The organism is Parasphingopyxis sp. (assembly GCF_028279465.1).
Lineage (GTDB): Bacteria > Pseudomonadota > Alphaproteobacteria > Sphingomonadales > Sphingomonadaceae > Parasphingopyxis.
This window is the reverse complement of sequence record NZ_JANQNS010000004.1, coordinates 13,783-32,452: the sequence shown is the minus strand read 5'-3', so window position 1 is coordinate 32,452 and position 18,670 is coordinate 13,783. Positions and strand designations below refer to the sequence as shown.

The window sequence follows — 18,670 nt, the reverse complement described above, 5'->3', positions numbered from 1 at the left end:
CTCTTTTATTCAATCTCAAGGCCGATCCACAAAACTTCTACAACACCGTTTCGACGGCCCGATCGGCGGACTCCAGCGCACCCTCTATCCCGCGCGCGCGGATCGCCGTGTGCTCACCGGCGAAGATCAGCCGGTCGTGCGGCGCCGATAGCGCATCGGCGAAGGCGGTGATCTGGCCCGGCGCCCAGCAGGCATAGGCGCCGCCCGCATAGGGATCGCTGCCCCAGCTCACATAGGCCGCCGGACGCAGCGCGCCGCGCGCGGCCGGGCGGATGCGTTCGATCTCAGCCTGGACCAGCGCCATCGCTTGGGCTTCCGGCATACGGTCGAGCAGTTCGGCCGCCCGGCCCGTGATGAAGCTCTGCATCATCGTGATCTCGGTACCGCCACCCCCGCGCAGCGCGAAGACGCGGCCCGCATAGCTGTCGCTCCAGATCGAGGGCGGCAGGCCGTCCTCCTCCCAGAAGCGCCGCTCGGGTACGAAATAGGCGCGCACGACGCGATTATAGGGCAGACTGCGGATGCCGCGCTGCTGCAATATCGGCGGTGCGGGATCGATATCGACGGTGCGCAATGCGCTGGTGGGCAGCGTGATCACGGCGCGGTCGGCACGATAGCGGCTGCCATCCATCGTCCGGACTTCGACGCCCTCCGGCCCGCTCGCAATGCTGCGCGCGGCCACTCCAAACCGCACCCGGTCGCCCAGTTCTGCTGCCATCGCATCGGGAACGCGCTGATTGCCATTCTCGACGGTCAGCAGCCGTCCGCCGGGTTCGGCGATCGCCTTCAGTATCTGGAACCACATCAGCGCCGACTGGTTATAGGCGGATGCGCCATAGCCGGGATTGATCCCGAAACCGAGGCGAAGCTGCTCGCTCGTCCATCCGAGATGATCCGACACCGGCACATCCCATTCGGCAAAGGCCGGATCGCGCCAGCTGGCAACCTCAGGCAGCGGATTGCCGCGGCCCATCGCGGCAAAGGGCAGCGCCCAGGGCGGCAGCCCGGCGAGCGGACCCGCGAACGGGTTTAGCGCATGGCCTGCCCACGCATCGGGCAGGATCGTCTCGCCGCGCAGCGCGATATAGAGTTCGGGCGGCCCGTCGCGCTGCATCGGGGAATCTTCGACCAGCGGAATATCGAACCGCTCGGCCAGGCCGACGAAGCGGCGATAATTGGAACTGAGCTGGGTGCCGCCGGCCTCGGGACGGCCGGGCAGATCGAATAGGGTCTGCACCCGGCCCCCGGGACGCTCTTTCGCCTCGAGCAGGAGCACCGACGCACCGGCCTCGGTAAGCTGGAGCGCGGTCGACAGGCCGGCAAGACCGGCGCCAAGGACTATGACGTCGGCACTCTCATTGGCGCGCGCGCCGGATGCGCTGGCGAGCAGCGCGGCCGATGCCGTGCCTTTGAGGAAAGTCCGCCGCGAAAATCCAACCATGGCTTCATCCTCCCGCATGCTCGATACGGGGGAAGACTAGCAGCGCATATTTGTCCGGACAATTAGGCGGGCGGCTAATCGGCAGCACTCTCGTCCAAAGCGCGGATCACGGCATTGGGGATCGCCGCCTCGTCCCATTCGGTCGGCCAGCTCCGCCCCGCCCGGACGATCACGAGATCGCGCGACGGGACGATCCATGTCCGCTGCCCGCCATGGCCGTGCAGGAAGATCAGGTCATCCGCCGCGAAGGATTCGCTCTGCCAGGGGATCAGGCCCGGGCGCGGATCGGGTTCGCCGCCGACCCGCTGGTCGCCGAGCCAAGTCAGATAGCCATAACTGGGCCGCGTCGGCGCAGGCGCGAGCATCGCATCGATCCAGTCGGCGGGCACCAGCTGTTCTCCGCCGAATGCCCCGCGATTGGCGATCAGCTCGCCGATCCGCAGCCAGTCGATCGGCCGTGAGAGGATACAGCAGCTCATCATCGGCGCACCGCCTTCACGGTCGAGATAGAGCGACGCGTCGGCGAGATCGAGCGGCTGCCAGAGATTCTCCGAGAGGAACTCCGCATAGCGGCGCCCCGTCGCGCGCGCGACGATCACACCCAGCAAGTTGGTTTCGTTATTATTATAATCCCAGCGCACGCCCGGCGGGTCGGATTGTGCGAGGCCGAGGATCGGCCCGACGAAATCGCTGCCGAAAAACTGCGCAACCGAGGGGTTTTCGGGCACGACGGCATAGCCGTAATCGCCGCTGAGCTGGGCGAGGCCGGCCGACATGTGGAGCAGGTGGCGGATGGTAATCGCGCCGCGCGGATCGTCCGTCCATTCGGCGATGTAGCGCCCGACCGGATCATCGACGCTCGCGATATGCCCCTCGGCAATGGCGACGCCGACGAGCAGCGCCGCGACCGTCTTCGACATGGATTGCGGGTTGAAATAGGTGTCCCGGCCGCTGTCCTGCCAATAGCTTTCATGGACGAGCTGGCCGCGATGGGAAATGAGCAGCGCCGAACTACCGATCCGCTCGGCATGGACAGCGACCGCGGCGATGGCGTCGGCATCGAACGCATCGCTCTCCACAACCTGCCGGATTGCCGGATACTCACCGCCGCGTACGCGCTCGGTCGGCGCATACCAGCCGACCGGCGTGGTCAGCGGCTCATAGCCGCCGGCGAGATAACTCCCCAGCCGCTGTTCGAGGACAGGATCGGCGGTCTCATCCTGGGCGACGGCCACACCCGAAAAAAGCACGGCCGCCAGACCGAAAAGGCCGGCGGCCGTCCACTTTGCGCCTTCTGCGCCCATGATCAGAAGGTGATCCTGCCCCGAACCATCCAGGTCCGCGGCCGGTTCAGATAGCTGTAATTGGCCAGCGACGACTGGATATATTCCTCGTCGAAACAGTTATTACATTCGAGCGTCAGCGCCCAGTTATCGTCTTCGCCGCGCAGCGTGAGGCTCGAATTGACGATCCAGTGCGCTTCGCTGAACGAGCCGATCACGAAATTGCCGTTACCTGCAAGATTGCCCTGATAGTCAACGCCGCCGGGGCTGGTGAAACCGGCATCGAAGATGTTGACGTTCGACGTGCCGACTTCCTGGTCGGACCGGTAGACCGCGTTGACCGAGGGAGTCAGCGTTATGCCGCTATTGCCGAGCACCGCCTCATAGCTTGCGCCGAATGACACGGTCCAATCGGGTGTCCGCACCGGCTCGGCGATCGACCCATCCGCAGTGACGATGCCGTTGGCGCAGGCCGTGGCTTGGTCGCTGGGTGCCGGTCCCGGCCCGTCCGGATCGCGGCCGCCGGCGGTGAGGCCGGACGCCAGTTGCGCGAGACAGCTGGCCTGTTGCGCGCCGACCGACTGAACACCGAACGCGTCCAAAGCAGGCGCGTTTGACGGGATGTTGTATTCATCGTCCTGATAGCCGATCGCCGCAAAAATGTTGAAGCCCGGCACAGGCTGTGCATTGATCTCTATCTCGAGACCGACATTCTCATAATCGGCGAAGTTACGGGTGATGAAGTCGATCGCGCCCGTGTTCGGATTGATCAGCGCCGACGGGGTCTGCAGCCCGCTGACGTCGAGAATGTAGCCGGTGACGTTCAGCCGTAACCGCCGGTCGAACCATTCGGACCGGAAGCCCGCCTCATAGCTCCAAGCGAATTCGGGATCGAAGGGCAGCAATGTGCCGGGAGACGTGCCACGCGCGTTCCAGCCGCCCGATTTGAAGCCGCGCGTCGCCGAGGCGAATAGCATGAAATCGGGATTGACCTGATAGCTGATCGCGAAACGCGGGGTCCATACATCGACGCTCTGTTCGGTCGGGATTTGCGCGCCGTTGGAAGCGATCAGATTGGAATTGATCAGGCACTGGCTCGGCCCGAACTGGTTGGGGCCGATGCATAGCCCGTTGCCGATACTGCTGCGGTTGTCGATGAAGGTGATGTCCTTCTCTTCATCGGTATAGCGGACGCCGGCCGTCAGGGTCAGCGCGTCGGTGACGTTGAAGTCCGCCTGGACATAGCCGGCCCAGGCCTCCGCATTGTTTATGAGCACGCGATCGGCAAGCAACAGCGGAAAGCCGCCGGGCGCGATACCGAGCGTGAAGATATCGCCGAAATCGGTCGTGTTCCATTCGCGGAAATAATAGACACCTGCGACGAAATCGATCAGCCCGTCGGCAAGGTTGCCGGTAAGCTTGACCTCCTGTGTGAACTGTTCGTGCGCGCCGTCATTGGCGATGGTGAAGCCGCCCGCAGCATAGCCCTGGACCGGCGGAACCGGAGACGAGATGCTCGGCAGGCCGCGTCCATCGGCAAAATCGAGCGCGAAGCGCTGGCGCAGATCGATATAGCCGGTGATCACATTCACGAGCAGATCCCGGTCGCCGATCTCGAGGTTCGACGTGATCATGTTGTTTTCGGTGCGGTTGGCCATGCCGAAAAACTGCTTCTCGCCCGTCAGCAGGCCGATGAGCGGCCCATTGGTCAGCCGGGCTCCTTCGATCAGACCGGTTGTCGAGAACCGGCCGTCGCAATCGGTCGGGTTGGCCGGGTTGCAATCGAAGTTGAGCTGGTTCTCGCCATCGGACTCGATGTGCATGAACGAGCCCGTCCAGCGCACGGTGTCGCTGAGTTCGCCGCGCCAACCGAGGCGCGCGCCCCAGGCATTGCTGTCATTATTGCGCTGGCCGGTCGTGACATTCTGGACATAGCCATCGTCGCGTTCGACGAACCCGGAGACCTTCAGCGCGAACGTGTCGGCGATCGGAATATCAACCGACGCCCGGCCAAGCCAGGAATCATAGCTGCCATAACCGACTTCGGCGTAGCCCGCATATTCATCGCCCGGTTCGGCGAGGACGATCGAGATCGCACCGCCGGTCGTGTTGCGGCCGAATAGCGTGCCCTGCGGTCCCCGCAGCACCTCGACTCGCTCGACATCGAACAGGCTCAGATTGTTGGCGTTCTGGCGGCTGATATAGACATCGTCGACATAGGTGCCGATCGGCGGATCGAAGGTCGCGATCGTCTCGGTATTCCCAATACCGCGCAAGAAGTAGGAGTTGGCCGAACCGAGACCGGTATTGTTGAGACCGACCAGATTGGGCACATATTGGGCGAGATCGAGCGCGTCGGAGACGCCGCGATTTTCGAGCTCCGCCTGGTTGAAGGCGCTGATCGCAATCGGGATTTCCTGGACATTTTCCTCGCGGCGCTGGGCCGTGACGACGATCGTGCCAAGGCCGGTCTGCGTCTGCGCTGTCTGCTGCCCGTCCTGCGCCATCGCAGGCGATGTGGCGAGCGCCGCGGCGAGCGCCGCGCCGGATAAGGAAAGTTTAAAAGCTGTGCGTGAGGCGACCATTTTGTTTCTCCCAAAACCCTGCTGCAGCATGACTATGCCAATATCCGGCGCTTCTCAAGATTTGTCCGGACAAATTATTCTTTATGCAAACAGTGTTGCCAAGCAACCACGCAAAGCCGAAGCTTGACCAACAACTCGTGTGTTGATTTTGACAACCGGTGGTATTGTGCGTGCCGTCAGGCCGTGCCCGGGCGCAGCGCGTCCGTGACCGCCAGCAGATCGTGAATCAACGCCTGCGCTGCGGGCTGGAGCGCGGAACTCCGGCGCGTCGTCAGCATGCCGATACGCTCGGAGGGGAATTCGGTACGGTGTAATGTATGAAACTGCCCCGCCATCGTCTCGTTGATCACCAGCTCGCTGGATAAGAGCGCGATAACGTCGCTCTGCGCGATCATCGCTTTGGCGATTCCCACGGAATCCATATCGATCGTATTGGCTGGCGGCTCGACGCCAGCGGCGAGGAAAGTCGAGCAGATTTTGCGCCAGCGTCCACCGAGCGTCCCCGAGGTCGCCCAGGTCTGCTGGGCCAGATCGGCGAGCGTGACCTTGGGTTGACCGGCGAGCGGGTGATCATGGCGCATCACGATCATATCGGAATCGCGAAACAGATGCTGGGTTTCTAGCATCGGGTCGATCTCAAAGTCCGGAAGCGGGCAGCTCGCAACGAATTCGACCTCGCCATTCAACAGCCGCTCGAACAAAGTGTCGGACGAACCGGTCGCGAGGCTGACCTTGATGTTGGGACGGCGCCGGCGATAGCGGAGCACGGTTTGCGGCGCGATCCGGGAGACGAAGGACCAGCCGATACCGGCGCGGACATAGCCCTCTTCGGCGCCGCGCAACGCGCTCAATTCGGCCGCCGCGAGCCGCGCTTCGGAGAGGATCACCTTCGCCCGCCTGGCGAGCGTATGGGCGAAGACCGTCGGCGCCGGGCCATAGGGGCCCCGTTCGAACAATTCGACGCCGAGCTGCTCCTCGAGCTTCTTCACGCTTTTCGAAATCGCCTGTTGCGTCACGCCATTATCGGTCGCCGCCCGGCCGAAATGCCTGAGATCGTATACGGCGAGAAAATGCTGCAGCTTCTTCGGATCCATCGAGGGTTTGATGAACCGGCTGCGCAGACGATTGTCGCTCATATCTCCCTCCCGGCTGGCCGGTGCATACCATCGGTTGTTGGAAACGCATAATTTGGCTGTGATAAACGGCCACACCGAAAAACGGGCAAGGAGATCATAATGAACCGGAGCAAGCGCCGACTGCTAGACGATCTGATGCCCGCCATGGTCCGGCACGAAGGCGTCTGGGAGGGCACGTACCGGCATATCGATGCTGACGGCACGCTGCTCGATCGCCATGCCGCGCGGATTGTCTGCGAATTTCCGGGGAGCGGAGAAGCCGCCTATATTCAACACAATCTGTTCCGTTGGGACGACGGCCGCGAGCATCGCGCACGGCTCCCCGGCGTCTATCGCGATGATAAGCTGTGGTGGGATATGCCGACATTCCATGGCTATGCCTGGGAAACCGAAGACGATGTGCTGATGCTCAACCTGACCCGCCGCGATGAGCCCGGCGCGCATTTCGTCGAAATCATCATACTGGGGGATGGCGGCGACCGGCGCTCCCGCACCTGGCACTGGTTCAAGGACGGCGCGCTGTACAAACGAACCTTGTGCGAGGAGCAGCGGGTTTCGACAGACGTGAGCGTTGACGATCCGGCGTTCACGCCGGGCGGCGCATTGGCCTGACGGTTCCAGCACGTCGGCTTCTCACGGACAAAGGACGAGCGCGCCCTCCACCTCTCCCGCGCGCAGACGCTCCAGCGCCGCATTGGCTTCGCTCAGCGGTAACGCCGTCGCATGGGTGCGCACCGGCACCTTCGCTGCGATCTCCATGAACTCGATACCGTCCTGCCGCGTCAGGTTGGCGACCGACAGGATCGACCGCTCCTCCCAAAGATCGGCATAGGGAAAGGCCGGGATGTCGCTCATATGGATGCCCGCGCACACCACGCGCCCGCGCTTGCGCACGGCCTTCAGCCCTGCGGGCACCAATGCGCCGACCGGCGCGAAGATAATCGCCGCATCTAGCGACACCGGGGGCACTTCCTCCGACGACCCCGCCCATACGCAGCCGAGCGATTTCGCAAAAGCCTGTGCTTCCGCATCGCCGGGGCGCGTAAAGGCGTAGACGTTGCGACCCTGCCAGACGGCAACCTGCGCGACGATATGCGCCGCCGCGCCGAACCCATAGAGCCCGATATCAGGCCCCTCGCCCGCCATGCGCAGTGACCGGTAGCCGATCAGCCCCGCGCAGAGTAGCGGCGCGGCATGCACATCGTCGAATGCCTCCGGGATCGGCAGGCAGAAGCGCGCGTCAGCAATCGCATGGGTGGCAAACCCGCCATCGCGGGAAAAGCCGGTGAACAACGGCGCATCGCACAGATTTTCCCGACCTTCGCGGCAATAGGCACACTCGCCGCAGCTCCGCCCGAGCCAGGGCACACCGACGCGGTCGCCCTCGGCGAAACCCTCGGCGTCGGGCCCGAGCGCCGCGACGGTGCCGACGATCTCGTGCCCCGGCACGATCGGGAGGTCCGCATCGATATCGCCATCGGCGACATGCAGATCGGTACGGCAGACGCCGCAGGCACGGATCGCGACGAGCAGATCACTACCCCGCGGTACCGGTACGGCCCGTGTGACAGCGCGCAAGGGGCGCTCGGGCCCGTCCAACTGCATGGCGCGCATCTCGGCCATTCGATTTCCTCCCATCCGTCGCGCCTATCATAGCATGAACCACGGCGTAGCGCGGACCAATCGCGCCAACTTGCGCTGGATCAATGCGCGCCGCGAACCATTGGAGTATCCACGAGTCGTGGGCCCACCCCAAACTCAAAAGGAGGATATCATGCTGAATTTCCTGTCCAGCAGTGAAAATGTGATCGCCGCAGAGTTCGGCGGCAAAGTCTCCCGCGCCGAGATGGACGAGCTGCTCGACCGGCTCGAGGCCGCGGTCGAAGCCAATGACACGACGCACTTCTTCTGCACGATCGAAGATTATGAAGGCTTTGAGACCGACGGCCTGCCGCACATCATGTCGCGCGGCTGGCAGTTGATCGGCAAGCGCGAGAAGCTCGGCCGGATCGCTGTCGTCACCGACACGACTTGGCTGCGCTGGGCGGCACGCCTTGAAAGCGCGCTGCTTCCCGGCATTTCCTACGAGACGTTCACCATGGACGAACGCGACCGCGCGCTCGCCTGGGTCGAGGGTAAGGAACAGCTGCCGCATCGCTCGGCTTTCACAATCATCGAGACCGACAGCCCCAATGTGCTGGGCTTTCAACTCGACGGCAAGCTGACGGCCACGCAGATGAACGCCGTGGCCGATCATTTCAACGATGCGCTTAAGCTCGGCCAGCCGAAGCGGCTGCTCGGCCGGTTCAAAAGCTATCGCGGCTTCGCGGCCAGCGGACTCGCTGATGCGGATTTTTGGGCGATGAAGCGCGACATGATCCGGACGCTCGACCGCTATGCGCTGGTCGGCGCGCCGGACTGGATGGAAACGATGGTCCAGGCGCTCGATCCGCTGTTCCGCGTCCAGATCCGCTGTTTCGACGCCGACGAGGAAAGCGACGCCTGGAAGTGGCTGGACGCCCAGCCGCAGACCGAGCATGCGATCGCCGCCTGACGCGCGATATTGGTGATCGGCCAGATCTCCGCTAAAGCGGTGAAATGACTGATACTCATCACAGCACCGCAGAGCTTGTCGCCCTCGCCCGCTCGGCGGCGCAGCGCGCCCATGCGCGCTATTCTGGCTTTTCCGTCGGCTGCGCGATCGAGGCCGAGGATGGCAGTATCGCGACCGGCAGCAATATGGAAAATGCCTGCTACCGGCTCGGCACTTGCGCGGAGATATCGGCGCTGACGTCTGCACAGCAGGCCTTCGGGCTGGACAAGGTCCGCCGGATAGCGGTTGCCGGTGGCCATATTGGCGCGGATGGGACACTGACCGGCGCGCAAAGCGTGACGCCCTGTGGCGGCTGCCGGCAGGCGATTGCCGAAGCTGCGGCGCTGGCAGATCACGATATCGAGATCGTCTCGGCCTCAGGCGATGGCGTGACGGTGTCGGTATCGACAATTTCGGCGCTGCTGCCTGCCAGCTTCAGCGCAGACAATCTCGACGACGCTGAAAAGTAAAATCAGCCGCTAGATCAAGCCGATCTCGCGCAAGCGTTCCTGCAGATAATCGTGCGAGCTCAGCGGCTCGGGATAGCGGTTGGGCCGCTCCTCGCTGATGCAGCTTGGCAGCGTCTCGATCATGTAATCGGGATGGAAGTGCAGGAAGAAGGGCATCGAATAACGCGAGAAGCCGCGCCGTTCGGGCGCCGGATTGACGACGCGGTGCGTCGTCGAGGGCAACACATGATTGGTCAGCCGCTGCAGCATATCGCCGATGTTGACTGCTAGCTCACCCTCCTTCGGCTTGACCGGCAGCCAGTTGCCATTCGCGTCGAGCAGTTCGAGCCCCGCCTCTTCCGCGCCGAGCAACAGCGTGATCGTGTTGATATCCTCATGCGCGGCGGCGCGGACGCCCGGCGCATCTTCGGGCACGGGCGGATAATGGATGAGCCGCATGACCGAGTTGCCGTCCTCGACCGTGTCGTCGAAGAAATCGGGTGGCAGACCGAGATAGGTGGCGATGGCGGTCAATATCCGTAGGCCAGACTGTTCAAGCGCGGCGTAAAGCTCCGTGAACGTATCGTGGAAGCTCTCCACCTCTTCCGGCCAGATATTAGCCGGCATCAGATCGGCAAAGCGATGGCCCTCGGGCAGCGACCGGCCGACATGCCAGAATTCTTTCAGATCAACCTCGGTCGCATCCTTGGCGACTTCGATGCCGAACGGCGTATAGCCGCGCGCGCCACCGCCGCCCGGCACATGATATTGGCGTTTCACATCTTCGGGCAGCGCGAAAAACTCCCGCGCTTTCGCATCGGCCCGCGCGATCAGATCGGCGGAGATGCCGTGATCGGAGACGATCGCGAACCCATAGGTCTTGAACGAATTGCCGATCTCTTCGGCGAAAGCGGCCAGATCGCTGTCGGAATCCTTGAGCGAGACGGAGGCGACTGTATCGGGCACGATATATTCCTGTAAAATGCGCGTTGTGAACTCTGCGTCCCTCTATCAGCTCAGCAGCAATCCGGCGAGCGCCGCGCTCATCAAATTGGCCAGTGAACCGGCGGCCAGCGCGCGGATGCCGAGCTTGGCGATCATCGGGCGCTGGTTGGGCGCAAGTCCCCCGGTTACCGCCATCTGGATCGCGATCGAGCTGAAATTAGCGAAACCGCACAGCGCGAAAGTGACGATGGCATAGCTGCGCGTCGAGAGCTGCCCTTCGACCGCGCCGAGGCTGATAAAGGCGACGAACTCGTTGAGCACGATCTTCTCGCCGAACAGGCTGCCCGCGAGTCCGGCCTCTTCCCAGGGCACGCCGATCAGGAACATGATCGGCGCGAAGATATAGCCGAGCAGCTGCTGGAAGGTCAGTTCTTCGATGCCGAACCAGCCACCGATACCAGAGAGTAGCCCGTTGGCCAGCGCCACGAGCGCGATAAAGGCAAGCAGCATCGCGCCAACCGCCACCGCCAGCTTGACGCCTGTCTGCGCGCCTTGCGCGGCGGCCATGATGACATTGGCCGGTTCCGGCTCATCGTCCGCACCGACCGGCTGCGCTTCGGGCTCGGTAATGTCGCCGGGTTCGTCGGGCATCATGATCTTTGCCATTAATATACCACCCGGCGCCGACATGAAGGCCGCGGCGAGCAGGAAGGGGAGCGCTTCGCTGCCCAGGAGCGCCGCGTAGGCCGCGAGGATCGTGCCCGCGACGCCCGCCATACCGACGCTCATCAGCGTAAAGAGCTGCGCCTTGGTCAGCGCGGCGAGATAAGGCCGGATCACGAGCGGCGATTCGCTCTGCCCGACAAAGATGTTGGAGGCCGCCGCCAGCGATTCGACGCGGGTGATGCCGGTAACGATCTGGATCGCGCCGCCGACCCATTTCACGATCAGCTGCATGATGCCGAGATAGTAGAGGATGGAGATCAGCGAGGCGAAGAAGATGATGACGGTCAGCGCGGACAGCGCAAAGCTGTTACCGCCCAATTCCGGCGACGCCATCGGCCCGAAAATGAAGTTCGTCCCCTCCTGCGCATAGCCGAGCAGGCTGGAGACACCTTGCGCAGCGGTGCCGATACCGGCCCGGCCCCAAGGCGTGTAGAGTACGAGCACCGCCATCCCCGCCTGCAGCGCAAACGCCGCGGCGACGACGCGCAGCCGGATCGCCCGGCGATTCGCCGAGAGCAGAAACGCGATCAGCAGGATCACGAGGATCCCGGCAAAGCTCATCAGGATACCGCCGCCTTCCATCTTACCAGACCATCCCCTGTTTCGCGCCATTACCGGCAGTCGCGAGTTGCTCGATCGCATCGCCGATATCGGTCGCCACCAATAGTTGCTCGCGCCGCGCCGGCGAGATGAAGCCATTGGCGACGACATGGTCGACAAACGCGATCAGCGAGTCCCAGAAACCATCGACATTCAGGAGCAGGAACGGCTTGGCATGATAGCCGAGCGCGTTCCACGACCAGGCCTCGAACAGCTCGTCGAGCGTACCGATGCCGCCGGGCATCGCGATGAAACCGTCGCACAGATCGGTCATCTTCGCCTTGCGCTCATGCATGGACGATACGATGTGCAACTCGGTGAGCCCCTGATGCGCGACCTCCAGATCGACCAACGCTTCGGGGATCACGCCATGGACCTCGCCGCCCGCATCGAGTGCGGAATCGGCGATGACACCCATCAACCCTAGCTTGCCGCCGCCATAGACGAGGCCGATCCCGCGCGCCGCCAGTTCGCCACCCAACCTCTCGGCCGTTCGAACGAAATGCGGTTCGGTACCGCTGTTGGCGCCGCAATATACGGCCAGTCTGTTCATCCAGTCGCCCCCTGACGGTGAATAATGGTTCGGCATGAAGGCGGATCAGCGGCTTGTAAACGGTCAATCGTCGATCAGGTGCGGCAATTTGCCGAGCGGACGCGCGCCATAATCGGCGATCACTTCGGCCGCCGTCCGCGCGCCGAGTGCAAGGCTGGTTTTCAGCGGCCGCCGGCGCGCATGGCTGGCAAGGAAGCCGGCGGCGAACAGGTCGCCCGCACCCGTCGTATCGACCACCGCACGCGGCGTGACGGCCGGAACAGCCACCGTCTCTCCATCTTGTACGGCCATCGCGCCACGCGCGCCCCGCGTAATGACGCAAAGATCGACATGGCTGGCGAGATCGGCCACCGCAGCATCCAGATCCGTCCGCCCGGCCAGCGCCCGGGCCTCTTCCTCATTGCCGAATAGGATATCGACCCGACCGCTCTCGAGCAGCGCGCGAAAATCCGGCCGATGGCGATCGATACAGGCGATGTCCGACAGGGTGAAAGCGACGGGACGGCCCGCCGCATGGGCCAGATCGGCCGCCTGCTTCATCGCGGCGCGCGGCGCTTCGTGATCCCAGAGGTAAGCTTCGAGATAGACGATAGTCGCGCGCGCGATCTGATCAGGATCGATGGCGTCGACCGACAAATATTCGGACGCGCCGCGGTAGGTGTTCATCGTGCGCTGCGCATCGGACGTAACGAGAATGAGGCAGCGCCCCGTGGTGATATCGTTGGTCAGCGGCGGCGTTTCGAAAGCGACGCCCTGGGCGCGAATATCGTGCGCAAATATCGTTCCGAGCTGGTCCGATCCTGTCTGACCGACAAAGGCAGCGCGTCCGCCAAGCGCGGCGATCCCGGCCATGCTGTTAGCAGCCGAGCCGCCGCTCGTCTCCTGCGCTGGGCCCATGCGCGCGTAGAGCCGCTGCGCCTCGTCCCAATCGATCACCCGCATCGATCCCTTGGGCACGCCTTCGGAACGGAGAAGCGCTTCATCGGCCGGGGCGATCACATCGACGACCGCATCGCCGATCGCCAAAACGTCAAACTCTGTATCGCTCAAACCGCTCTCACCTCTCGCCGCGCAATGGCCCCTCTTTTGTTGGGGCGGGGAACAGGATAGAGGATCGCGATGTCAACCGCATCATCCCCTCCGCATGCTCCCGCGACGCTATCGCGCTCACTCTTCATTTTTTCAATCCTTTATGGCGGCATGACCTGCATTGCCGGCGTGCTGGCCTTCAAGCAAGTCGCGCTCGGACCGCTGGCGGTCGAAGCGGGCATCTTCGCCTTTCTGATGCTGGTGGTGATCTCGAGCACCGTCGCGCAGACCCACGGGCAAAAGACTGCCAACCGCCTCGTGCTGTTCGGCTTCGTCCCGCTGGCCGTATCGGTCATGCTGATCGCGCTCGTGCTGTCCCTGCCGCCGTCGGACAAGATGCCGCCGGAAAATCTCACCGCATTCGAGACCGTCCTGTCGCAGACGCCCCGTATCATGCTCGCCGGGCCGATCGCCTATGGCGTGTCGCTATTGCTCAACGTCAAGATATTCGATGCGCTGCGCGGCGCGGCCGGCGATAGCGGCACCGGTGTGATGATCCGCGGCGCGATCGCCTCGGCGCTGAGCCAGTCGGTCGATACGCTGATCTTCATCACGGTCGCCTTTTACGGCGAGTTTCCGATCGGATCGCTGCTCGCCGGGCAGATGCTAGCAAAGATCGTGCTCTCCGCCATACTCGTGCCGCCGCTCATTATCCTGCTGGTGAAACTCGCGAAACGGTTGGACGAGCCGCCAGCGGTAACAGGCTAATCGCGCTCGGCCTGCGCGACGCTGGCCAGGCCGGCATCGAGCGTAATGTCAACCGTATCGGTATTGGGCGCAATCGCCGTCGCCATACGGGCCTGCCAGATGTCACCGCCTGGCGCGGCAACCGCGAAGACCGTCGATGCGCCGAGCAGATGGCGGCCGACGATCCTGTAGCCGCCCGCCTCGGCGCTGGTCAGCACGACGCCTTCCGGACGCACCAGCGCGGTCGCCGCTGCGCCGTCGACCAAGCCGGGTGCGGCGAGGCTGCCGAAAGGGGTGACTAGCGCACCCGATTCCACGCGCCCGCTCCATTCATTGACTTCGCCCAGGAGCCGCGCCGCCGGGGTGGCGACCGGACTGCGATAGACGGAAGCGGGCGGTCCCGACTGGATGATCGCACCATCGACCATCAGGGCGAGTTCGTCGGCCATGAACATGGCTTCGGTCGCGTCATGGGTAACGATCAGCACGGCCGCGCCGGAGGCCTTGAGCGCGGCCAGCGTCGTTTCGCGGAGTGCCTCGCGCAACCGCGCATCGAGCCCGGAAAAGGCCTCGTCCAGAAGGATGATCTCCGGTTCGGGCGCGAGCGCGCGAGCGAGCGCCACGCGCTGCTGCTCGCCGCCCGACAGCGTATGCGGATAGGCATTGGCCTTTTCGGCAAGTTCGACCGCCGCAAGCTTCGCCATCGCCATGTCGCGCCGCGCGCTGCGCGGATGCCGGCGCAGACCGAACAGCACATTGCCGAGCGCGGTCAGATGCGGAAAGAGCGCGAAATCCTGAAAGACGATACCGATATTGCGGTCTTCGGGCTGCACCCGGACGGCGCCATCGGTCAGCAGCTCACCATTGCACGCAATGGTGCCACTATCGACGCGCTCGAGTCCGGCGATCGCGCGCAGCAAAGTCGACTTGCCCGCGCCGGACGGACCGAGCACCGCCGTGACCTGTCCCTTGCGCAAGTCGAGATCGACATCGCGAAGCACGGGGCGGCCATACCACGACTTGGTCAGGCTGCGGGCGGAGAGTAACGGATCGGTCAATGCGCGGCTTCGCTCCGTCCGACTCCGGATACCAGTCTTGCAACAATAATCATCGCGGGAAGGCCAATCGCCACCAGCAACAGCGAGGGCAGCGCAGCCTGGGCCAGCCTTTCGTCAGACGCGTAATTATGCGCGGTCACGGCCAGCGTCTCGAAATCGATCGGCCGCAGGATCATCGTCGCGGGCAGTTCCTTCATCACTTCTATGAACACCAAAAGCGCAGCCGTGGCTATACCGCCAAAGGCGAGCGGCAGATGGACGCGCAGGATCACGCCGCCGGGCCGCGCGCCCAGCGTGCGCGCCGCATGATCGAGGCTTGGCGGTATCCGGGCCAGCGCGCTTTCGGCCGGGCCGATAGCCGCAGCCGCAAAACGCGCCTGATAGGCGAAAAGCAGGGCCAAGACGCCGCCGCCCGCAATAGCCGGCGCGGCGGCACCCAGCCCGACATCGGCCATGGACTGCACAAAAGCGAGCAAGGCGAGCACGCCGAGCGCCCCCACGGCGCCCGGTATCGCATAGCCGGCATGGGCAGCACGGACCGCGCCGCGCGCAAAAACCCCTCCGGTGCGGGCTGCATAGGCCGCGCCCAAACCCAGCATGGCCGCAATCAGACCGGACGCGGTCGCGAGAATCAGCGTACCGCGCAACGCATCGGCCGGGAAACGCAGCACCTCGGTCTCGATTGCCAGCTGCACCAGCCGGCCACCCGGCACGATCAGGCCGATAGCGAGCGGCGCTAAGCATAGTGCAAAGGCGAGCCAAGCTTTGGCGGGCGACAGGGTCATGCGCGGCGGCGGATGGTTGCGGCCGCCGCGTTCGGCAATGCTGCGACGGCGGCGCGCGGCCCGCTCGACACCGAACAGCAACATCATCGCGAAGAGCAGAATCAACGCGAGCTGCGCTGCGGCAGCAGGCTCGCCGAACGATCCCCAGGCGCGGATGATACCGACGGTGAAGGTCGGCGCGCCAAGGAAATCGACGGCGCCATAATCAGCGAGCGTTTCCATGACTGCGAGCGCGACCCCGGCCATGATCGCCGGACGCGCGAGCGGCAACGCCACTTCAGTGAAGGAGCGGAACGGCCCTGCCCCCAAGGTCCGCGCCGCATCCGCCGCGCCTGTGCCGTGCGTTTCGAAGGCCTGCCGGGCGAGCAGGAAGACGTACGGATAATAGGCGAAGGAAAAGACGAAGGCCGCGCCGATCAGGCCGCGCACGGTCAGTAGCGCGCCGCCGCTCGCGGCATAGACCGGCCCGCCGGCCGCCGTCATCGACACCCAGGCATAGGCCGCGACATAGGCCGGCATGGCGAGCGGCAGCGCGAGTCCCCAGCTGAAAAAGCTGCGCCCTGGAAAGCGATAGCGGGCGACGAGCCAGGCCGCGGGCACGCCGAGCACAACCGTTCCGATGGCCGTCATCACGGCCAGAGCCGCTGAGTTCCATGCGTAAAGACCGAGCTGCGTATCGGCCAAATGGCGCAGATGCTCGCTTGCGCCGCCGAAAGAAATCGCCAACAGCGCCCCGATCGGCGCGACGCAGATCAGCGCGGCGGCGACGGCGAAAGGCGTTGGGCTAAATCCCAGACGGATCGGGAACCGCGAGCGGCCCGGTATGACAGCATATGCGCTTATTGCCATCCCGCCCTGTCGAACAGCCGCTGCGCCTCGGCCTGGTTTTCGCCCAGCACTGTCGCCGCCAGCGGATCGGCCTCGAAATCGCCGAGCTCCGCAAGCGCTGCATTCTCATAGGTAACGCTCGCTACCGCCGGATATTCATTTGTGAGTTCTGCAAAGAACCGCTGCGCCCGATCGGACACGGCAAATTCCAGAAACTGCTGGGCGAGTTCGGGATTGGGCGCATTGCGCGACATGCCCATACCCGAAATGTTGACGTGGACGCCCGCTTCCGCGTTCGGCCAGAACACGGCAAGGCCATCCGTGACTTCAGGCTCAGTCCCCATCAGCCGGGCGAAATAATAGTGATTGACGATTGCGACGTCGCACTCCCCGGCCGCAACGGCGCGAATCTGATCGCTATCGCCGCCCAGCGGATCGCGGGCGAAATTGGCGTTTACGCCGTTCGCCCATTGCTGCGCTGTATCGGAACCCCAACGATCGATGAGCGCGGCGAGCAGCGAAATATTGTAGACATTGCCGGAAGAGCGCGCGCAAACCCGCCTGCGAAAAGCTGGATCGGCCAGAGAGGCATAGCCCGTCAAATCGCCGCCATCGACCCGGTCCTCGGCATAAACGATGACTCGCGCGCGCGTCGCAACCGCGAACCACAGACCATCAGGATGGCGCATATTGGCGGGCACGCGCTCTTCGAGCACGGCCGAACTTACCGGCGCGAATAACTCTTCCTGCTCAGCACGCCACAACCGGCCCGCATCGACGGTAATGATTACGTCAGCCGGGCTCTGGTCGCCCGCGGCCTTGACACGCTCGATCAGGAGATCGCCATCGGCCTCTATCGCCTCGACCGTAACACCGGTTTCTTCCTCGAACGCCTCATAAAGCGCATAGTCGGAATCATAGTGGCGGGACGAGTAGATGGTCAGCGTCTGCCCCTCGCCAGCGCCGCTACCGTCCCCGGAATCGAGCGAGCCGCATGAGGCGAGAACAACCCCGGTAAAAATGGCTAGAATCGGTAAAATACGCATGGCGGTCCCTTTGGCTGATTTCGACTCGGTCGTACAGAGCGGATATTATTAGGAATGATTATCATTATCATTTAATCGTAATGCGCCACACAGGCAAGCCTGAACTGCGAGCGTAATTTCCCCTTACCGACAACCAGCAGACGGTGCGTGGGTGACAAATCGGCGAAAAAGTTTCACATCATCCTCGACGACAGCATCAACAGGCCAACCGTTCCAAATTCATGGCTGCATCCGACGAGATCCCCATCCTGAGCGAAAATGAGGGCGCTCTGCTGGATGTCGTGCGCCGCAACCAACCGATTACGGGCTATCAGATCGCGCAAGGCTATGGGAAAAGCCCGGTCGCCGCGTTCAACAAGAGCAAGGGCCAAATCTATCCGATGATTCGCCGCTTCAACAAGGCGGGCCTCATCGAAGGCAGTTATGTCGAAGGCGATGGCCGCGGAACGGAAGTGTGGAACTGCACGGAGAAGGGGCTGGAGGCACTGCGCCACTGGGCCCGCCAGATTCTCGACGCGCATCTGCTGCTCGAGGACCCGCTTCGAACACGACTCATGGCATTCGACCTGCTGACCGAGAAAGAGCGTTTCGATTGGATCATGGACGCCAAGGCAAAAGTCGCGCGGAAGATCCAGGAAGTCGAGGCCTATAACAGCGAGGTCGATGTCCCCTTCCAGCAGTTCGTCTACGACAATGCGATCAGCGCGCTCAGAATGCGTATGGACTGGCTCGACCGGCTTCTCTTCGCGCACACCAAGACGGAGACCAGTGCCGACAAAGGATGAACGGCACACCGCCTTTCCAGCCATAAAAATGATGGCGGGAGTGGGACTTCCAAAAACCACCCCCGCCATCGACTAGAACGT

17 protein-coding genes are annotated in these 18,670 nt (G+C 63.6%); 5 read left to right on the top strand and 12 right to left on the bottom strand.

The features are described from left to right. Positions 1–37: 37 nt before the first annotated feature. From Q0974_RS02355 to Q0974_RS02340, 4 genes are all read right to left on the bottom strand, one after another. On the bottom strand, positions 38–1,441 hold the full coding sequence (locus tag Q0974_RS02355; protein WP_299322195.1) for an FAD-dependent oxidoreductase: 1,404 nt from the start codon (positions 1,439–1,441) through the stop codon (positions 38–40). 74 nt (positions 1,442–1,515) lie between these two features. After that, entirely contained in the window at positions 1,516–2,745 is a 1,230-nt protein-coding gene (locus Q0974_RS02350) for a serine hydrolase (protein WP_299322194.1), read from the bottom strand. 2 nt (positions 2,746–2,747) lie between these two features. Then, positions 2,748–5,309, bottom strand: coding sequence for a TonB-dependent receptor (locus tag Q0974_RS02345; RefSeq protein ID WP_299322192.1), 2,562 nt, complete (start codon positions 5,307–5,309; stop codon positions 2,748–2,750). A gap of 176 nt (positions 5,310–5,485) precedes the next feature. Continuing rightward, the gene (locus Q0974_RS02340; RefSeq protein WP_299322190.1) at positions 5,486–6,445 is read right to left on the bottom strand and encodes a LysR family transcriptional regulator; all 960 of its coding nucleotides are present in this window, start codon (positions 6,443–6,445) and stop codon (positions 5,486–5,488) included. Between the two features lie 99 nt (positions 6,446–6,544). Between Q0974_RS02340 and Q0974_RS02335 the strand changes: the two genes are divergently transcribed. After that, entirely contained in the window at positions 6,545–7,057 is a 513-nt protein-coding gene (locus Q0974_RS02335; RefSeq protein ID WP_299322188.1) for a hypothetical protein, read from the top strand. A gap of 21 nt (positions 7,058–7,078) precedes the next feature. Here the strand turns inward: Q0974_RS02335 and Q0974_RS02330 are convergent, their stop codons facing one another. Then, on the bottom strand, positions 7,079–8,068 hold the full coding sequence (locus tag Q0974_RS02330) for a zinc-dependent alcohol dehydrogenase family protein (RefSeq protein WP_299322186.1): 990 nt from the start codon (positions 8,066–8,068) through the stop codon (positions 7,079–7,081). Positions 8,069–8,219: 151 nt separating this feature from the next. Between Q0974_RS02330 and Q0974_RS02325 the strand changes: the two genes are divergently transcribed. Then, the gene (locus tag Q0974_RS02325; RefSeq protein ID WP_299322184.1) at positions 8,220–8,999 is read left to right on the top strand and encodes an STAS/SEC14 domain-containing protein; all 780 of its coding nucleotides are present in this window, start codon (positions 8,220–8,222) and stop codon (positions 8,997–8,999) included. A 44-nt stretch (positions 9,000–9,043) separates the two neighbouring features. After that, the gene (locus Q0974_RS02320) at positions 9,044–9,508 is read left to right on the top strand and encodes a cytidine deaminase (protein ID WP_299322181.1); all 465 of its coding nucleotides are present in this window, start codon (positions 9,044–9,046) and stop codon (positions 9,506–9,508) included. Between the two features lie 9 nt (positions 9,509–9,517). Here the strand turns inward: Q0974_RS02320 and Q0974_RS02315 are convergent, their stop codons facing one another. From Q0974_RS02315 to Q0974_RS02300, 4 genes are all read right to left on the bottom strand, one after another. Further along, complete coding sequence (locus Q0974_RS02315; protein ID WP_299322180.1) at positions 9,518–10,453, bottom strand: 2-oxoglutarate and iron-dependent oxygenase domain-containing protein; 936 nt, start codon at positions 10,451–10,453, stop codon at positions 9,518–9,520. A gap of 45 nt (positions 10,454–10,498) precedes the next feature. Then, positions 10,499–11,740: a nucleoside transporter C-terminal domain-containing protein gene (locus Q0974_RS02310; RefSeq protein ID WP_299322177.1), complete on the bottom strand. Its 1,242-nt coding sequence runs from the start codon at positions 11,738–11,740 to the stop codon at positions 10,499–10,501. Between the two features lies 1 nt (position 11,741). Continuing rightward, entirely contained in the window at positions 11,742–12,311 is a 570-nt protein-coding gene (locus Q0974_RS02305; protein WP_299322175.1) for a TIGR00730 family Rossman fold protein, read from the bottom strand. Between the two features lie 63 nt (positions 12,312–12,374). Beyond that, positions 12,375–13,361 carry an adenosine kinase gene (locus Q0974_RS02300; protein WP_299322173.1) on the bottom strand — a complete coding sequence of 329 codons (987 nt, stop codon included), beginning with the start codon at positions 13,359–13,361 and terminating at the stop codon, positions 12,375–12,377. 150 nt (positions 13,362–13,511) lie between these two features. Here Q0974_RS02300 and Q0974_RS02295 point away from each other — a divergent pair, with 150 nt between their 5' ends. Next, positions 13,512–14,108 carry a queuosine precursor transporter gene (locus Q0974_RS02295; RefSeq protein WP_366943569.1) on the top strand — a complete coding sequence of 199 codons (597 nt, stop codon included), beginning with the start codon at positions 13,512–13,514 and terminating at the stop codon, positions 14,106–14,108. Here Q0974_RS02295 and Q0974_RS02290 read toward each other — a convergent pair. From Q0974_RS02290 to Q0974_RS02280, 3 genes are read right to left on the bottom strand one after another with little or no spacing between them, the layout of a single operon-like run. Beyond that, complete coding sequence (locus Q0974_RS02290; RefSeq protein ID WP_299322170.1) at positions 14,105–15,145, bottom strand: ABC transporter ATP-binding protein; 1,041 nt, start codon at positions 15,143–15,145, stop codon at positions 14,105–14,107. The two genes, Q0974_RS02295 and Q0974_RS02290, sit on opposite strands and share 4 nt — an antisense overlap. Further along, on the bottom strand, positions 15,142–16,779 hold the full coding sequence (locus Q0974_RS02285; RefSeq protein ID WP_299322168.1) for an iron ABC transporter permease: 1,638 nt from the start codon (positions 16,777–16,779) through the stop codon (positions 15,142–15,144). Before Q0974_RS02285 ends, Q0974_RS02290 begins: the two co-directional genes overlap by 4 nt. After that, positions 16,770–17,804, bottom strand: coding sequence for an extracellular solute-binding protein (locus tag Q0974_RS02280; protein WP_299322167.1), 1,035 nt, complete (start codon positions 17,802–17,804; stop codon positions 16,770–16,772). Before Q0974_RS02280 ends, Q0974_RS02285 begins: the two co-directional genes overlap by 10 nt. Before the next feature lie 221 nt (positions 17,805–18,025). Here Q0974_RS02280 and Q0974_RS02275 point away from each other — a divergent pair, with 221 nt between their 5' ends. Next, the gene (locus tag Q0974_RS02275; protein ID WP_299322165.1) at positions 18,026–18,589 is read left to right on the top strand and encodes a PadR family transcriptional regulator; all 564 of its coding nucleotides are present in this window, start codon (positions 18,026–18,028) and stop codon (positions 18,587–18,589) included. Positions 18,590–18,670 lie beyond the last annotated feature (81 nt).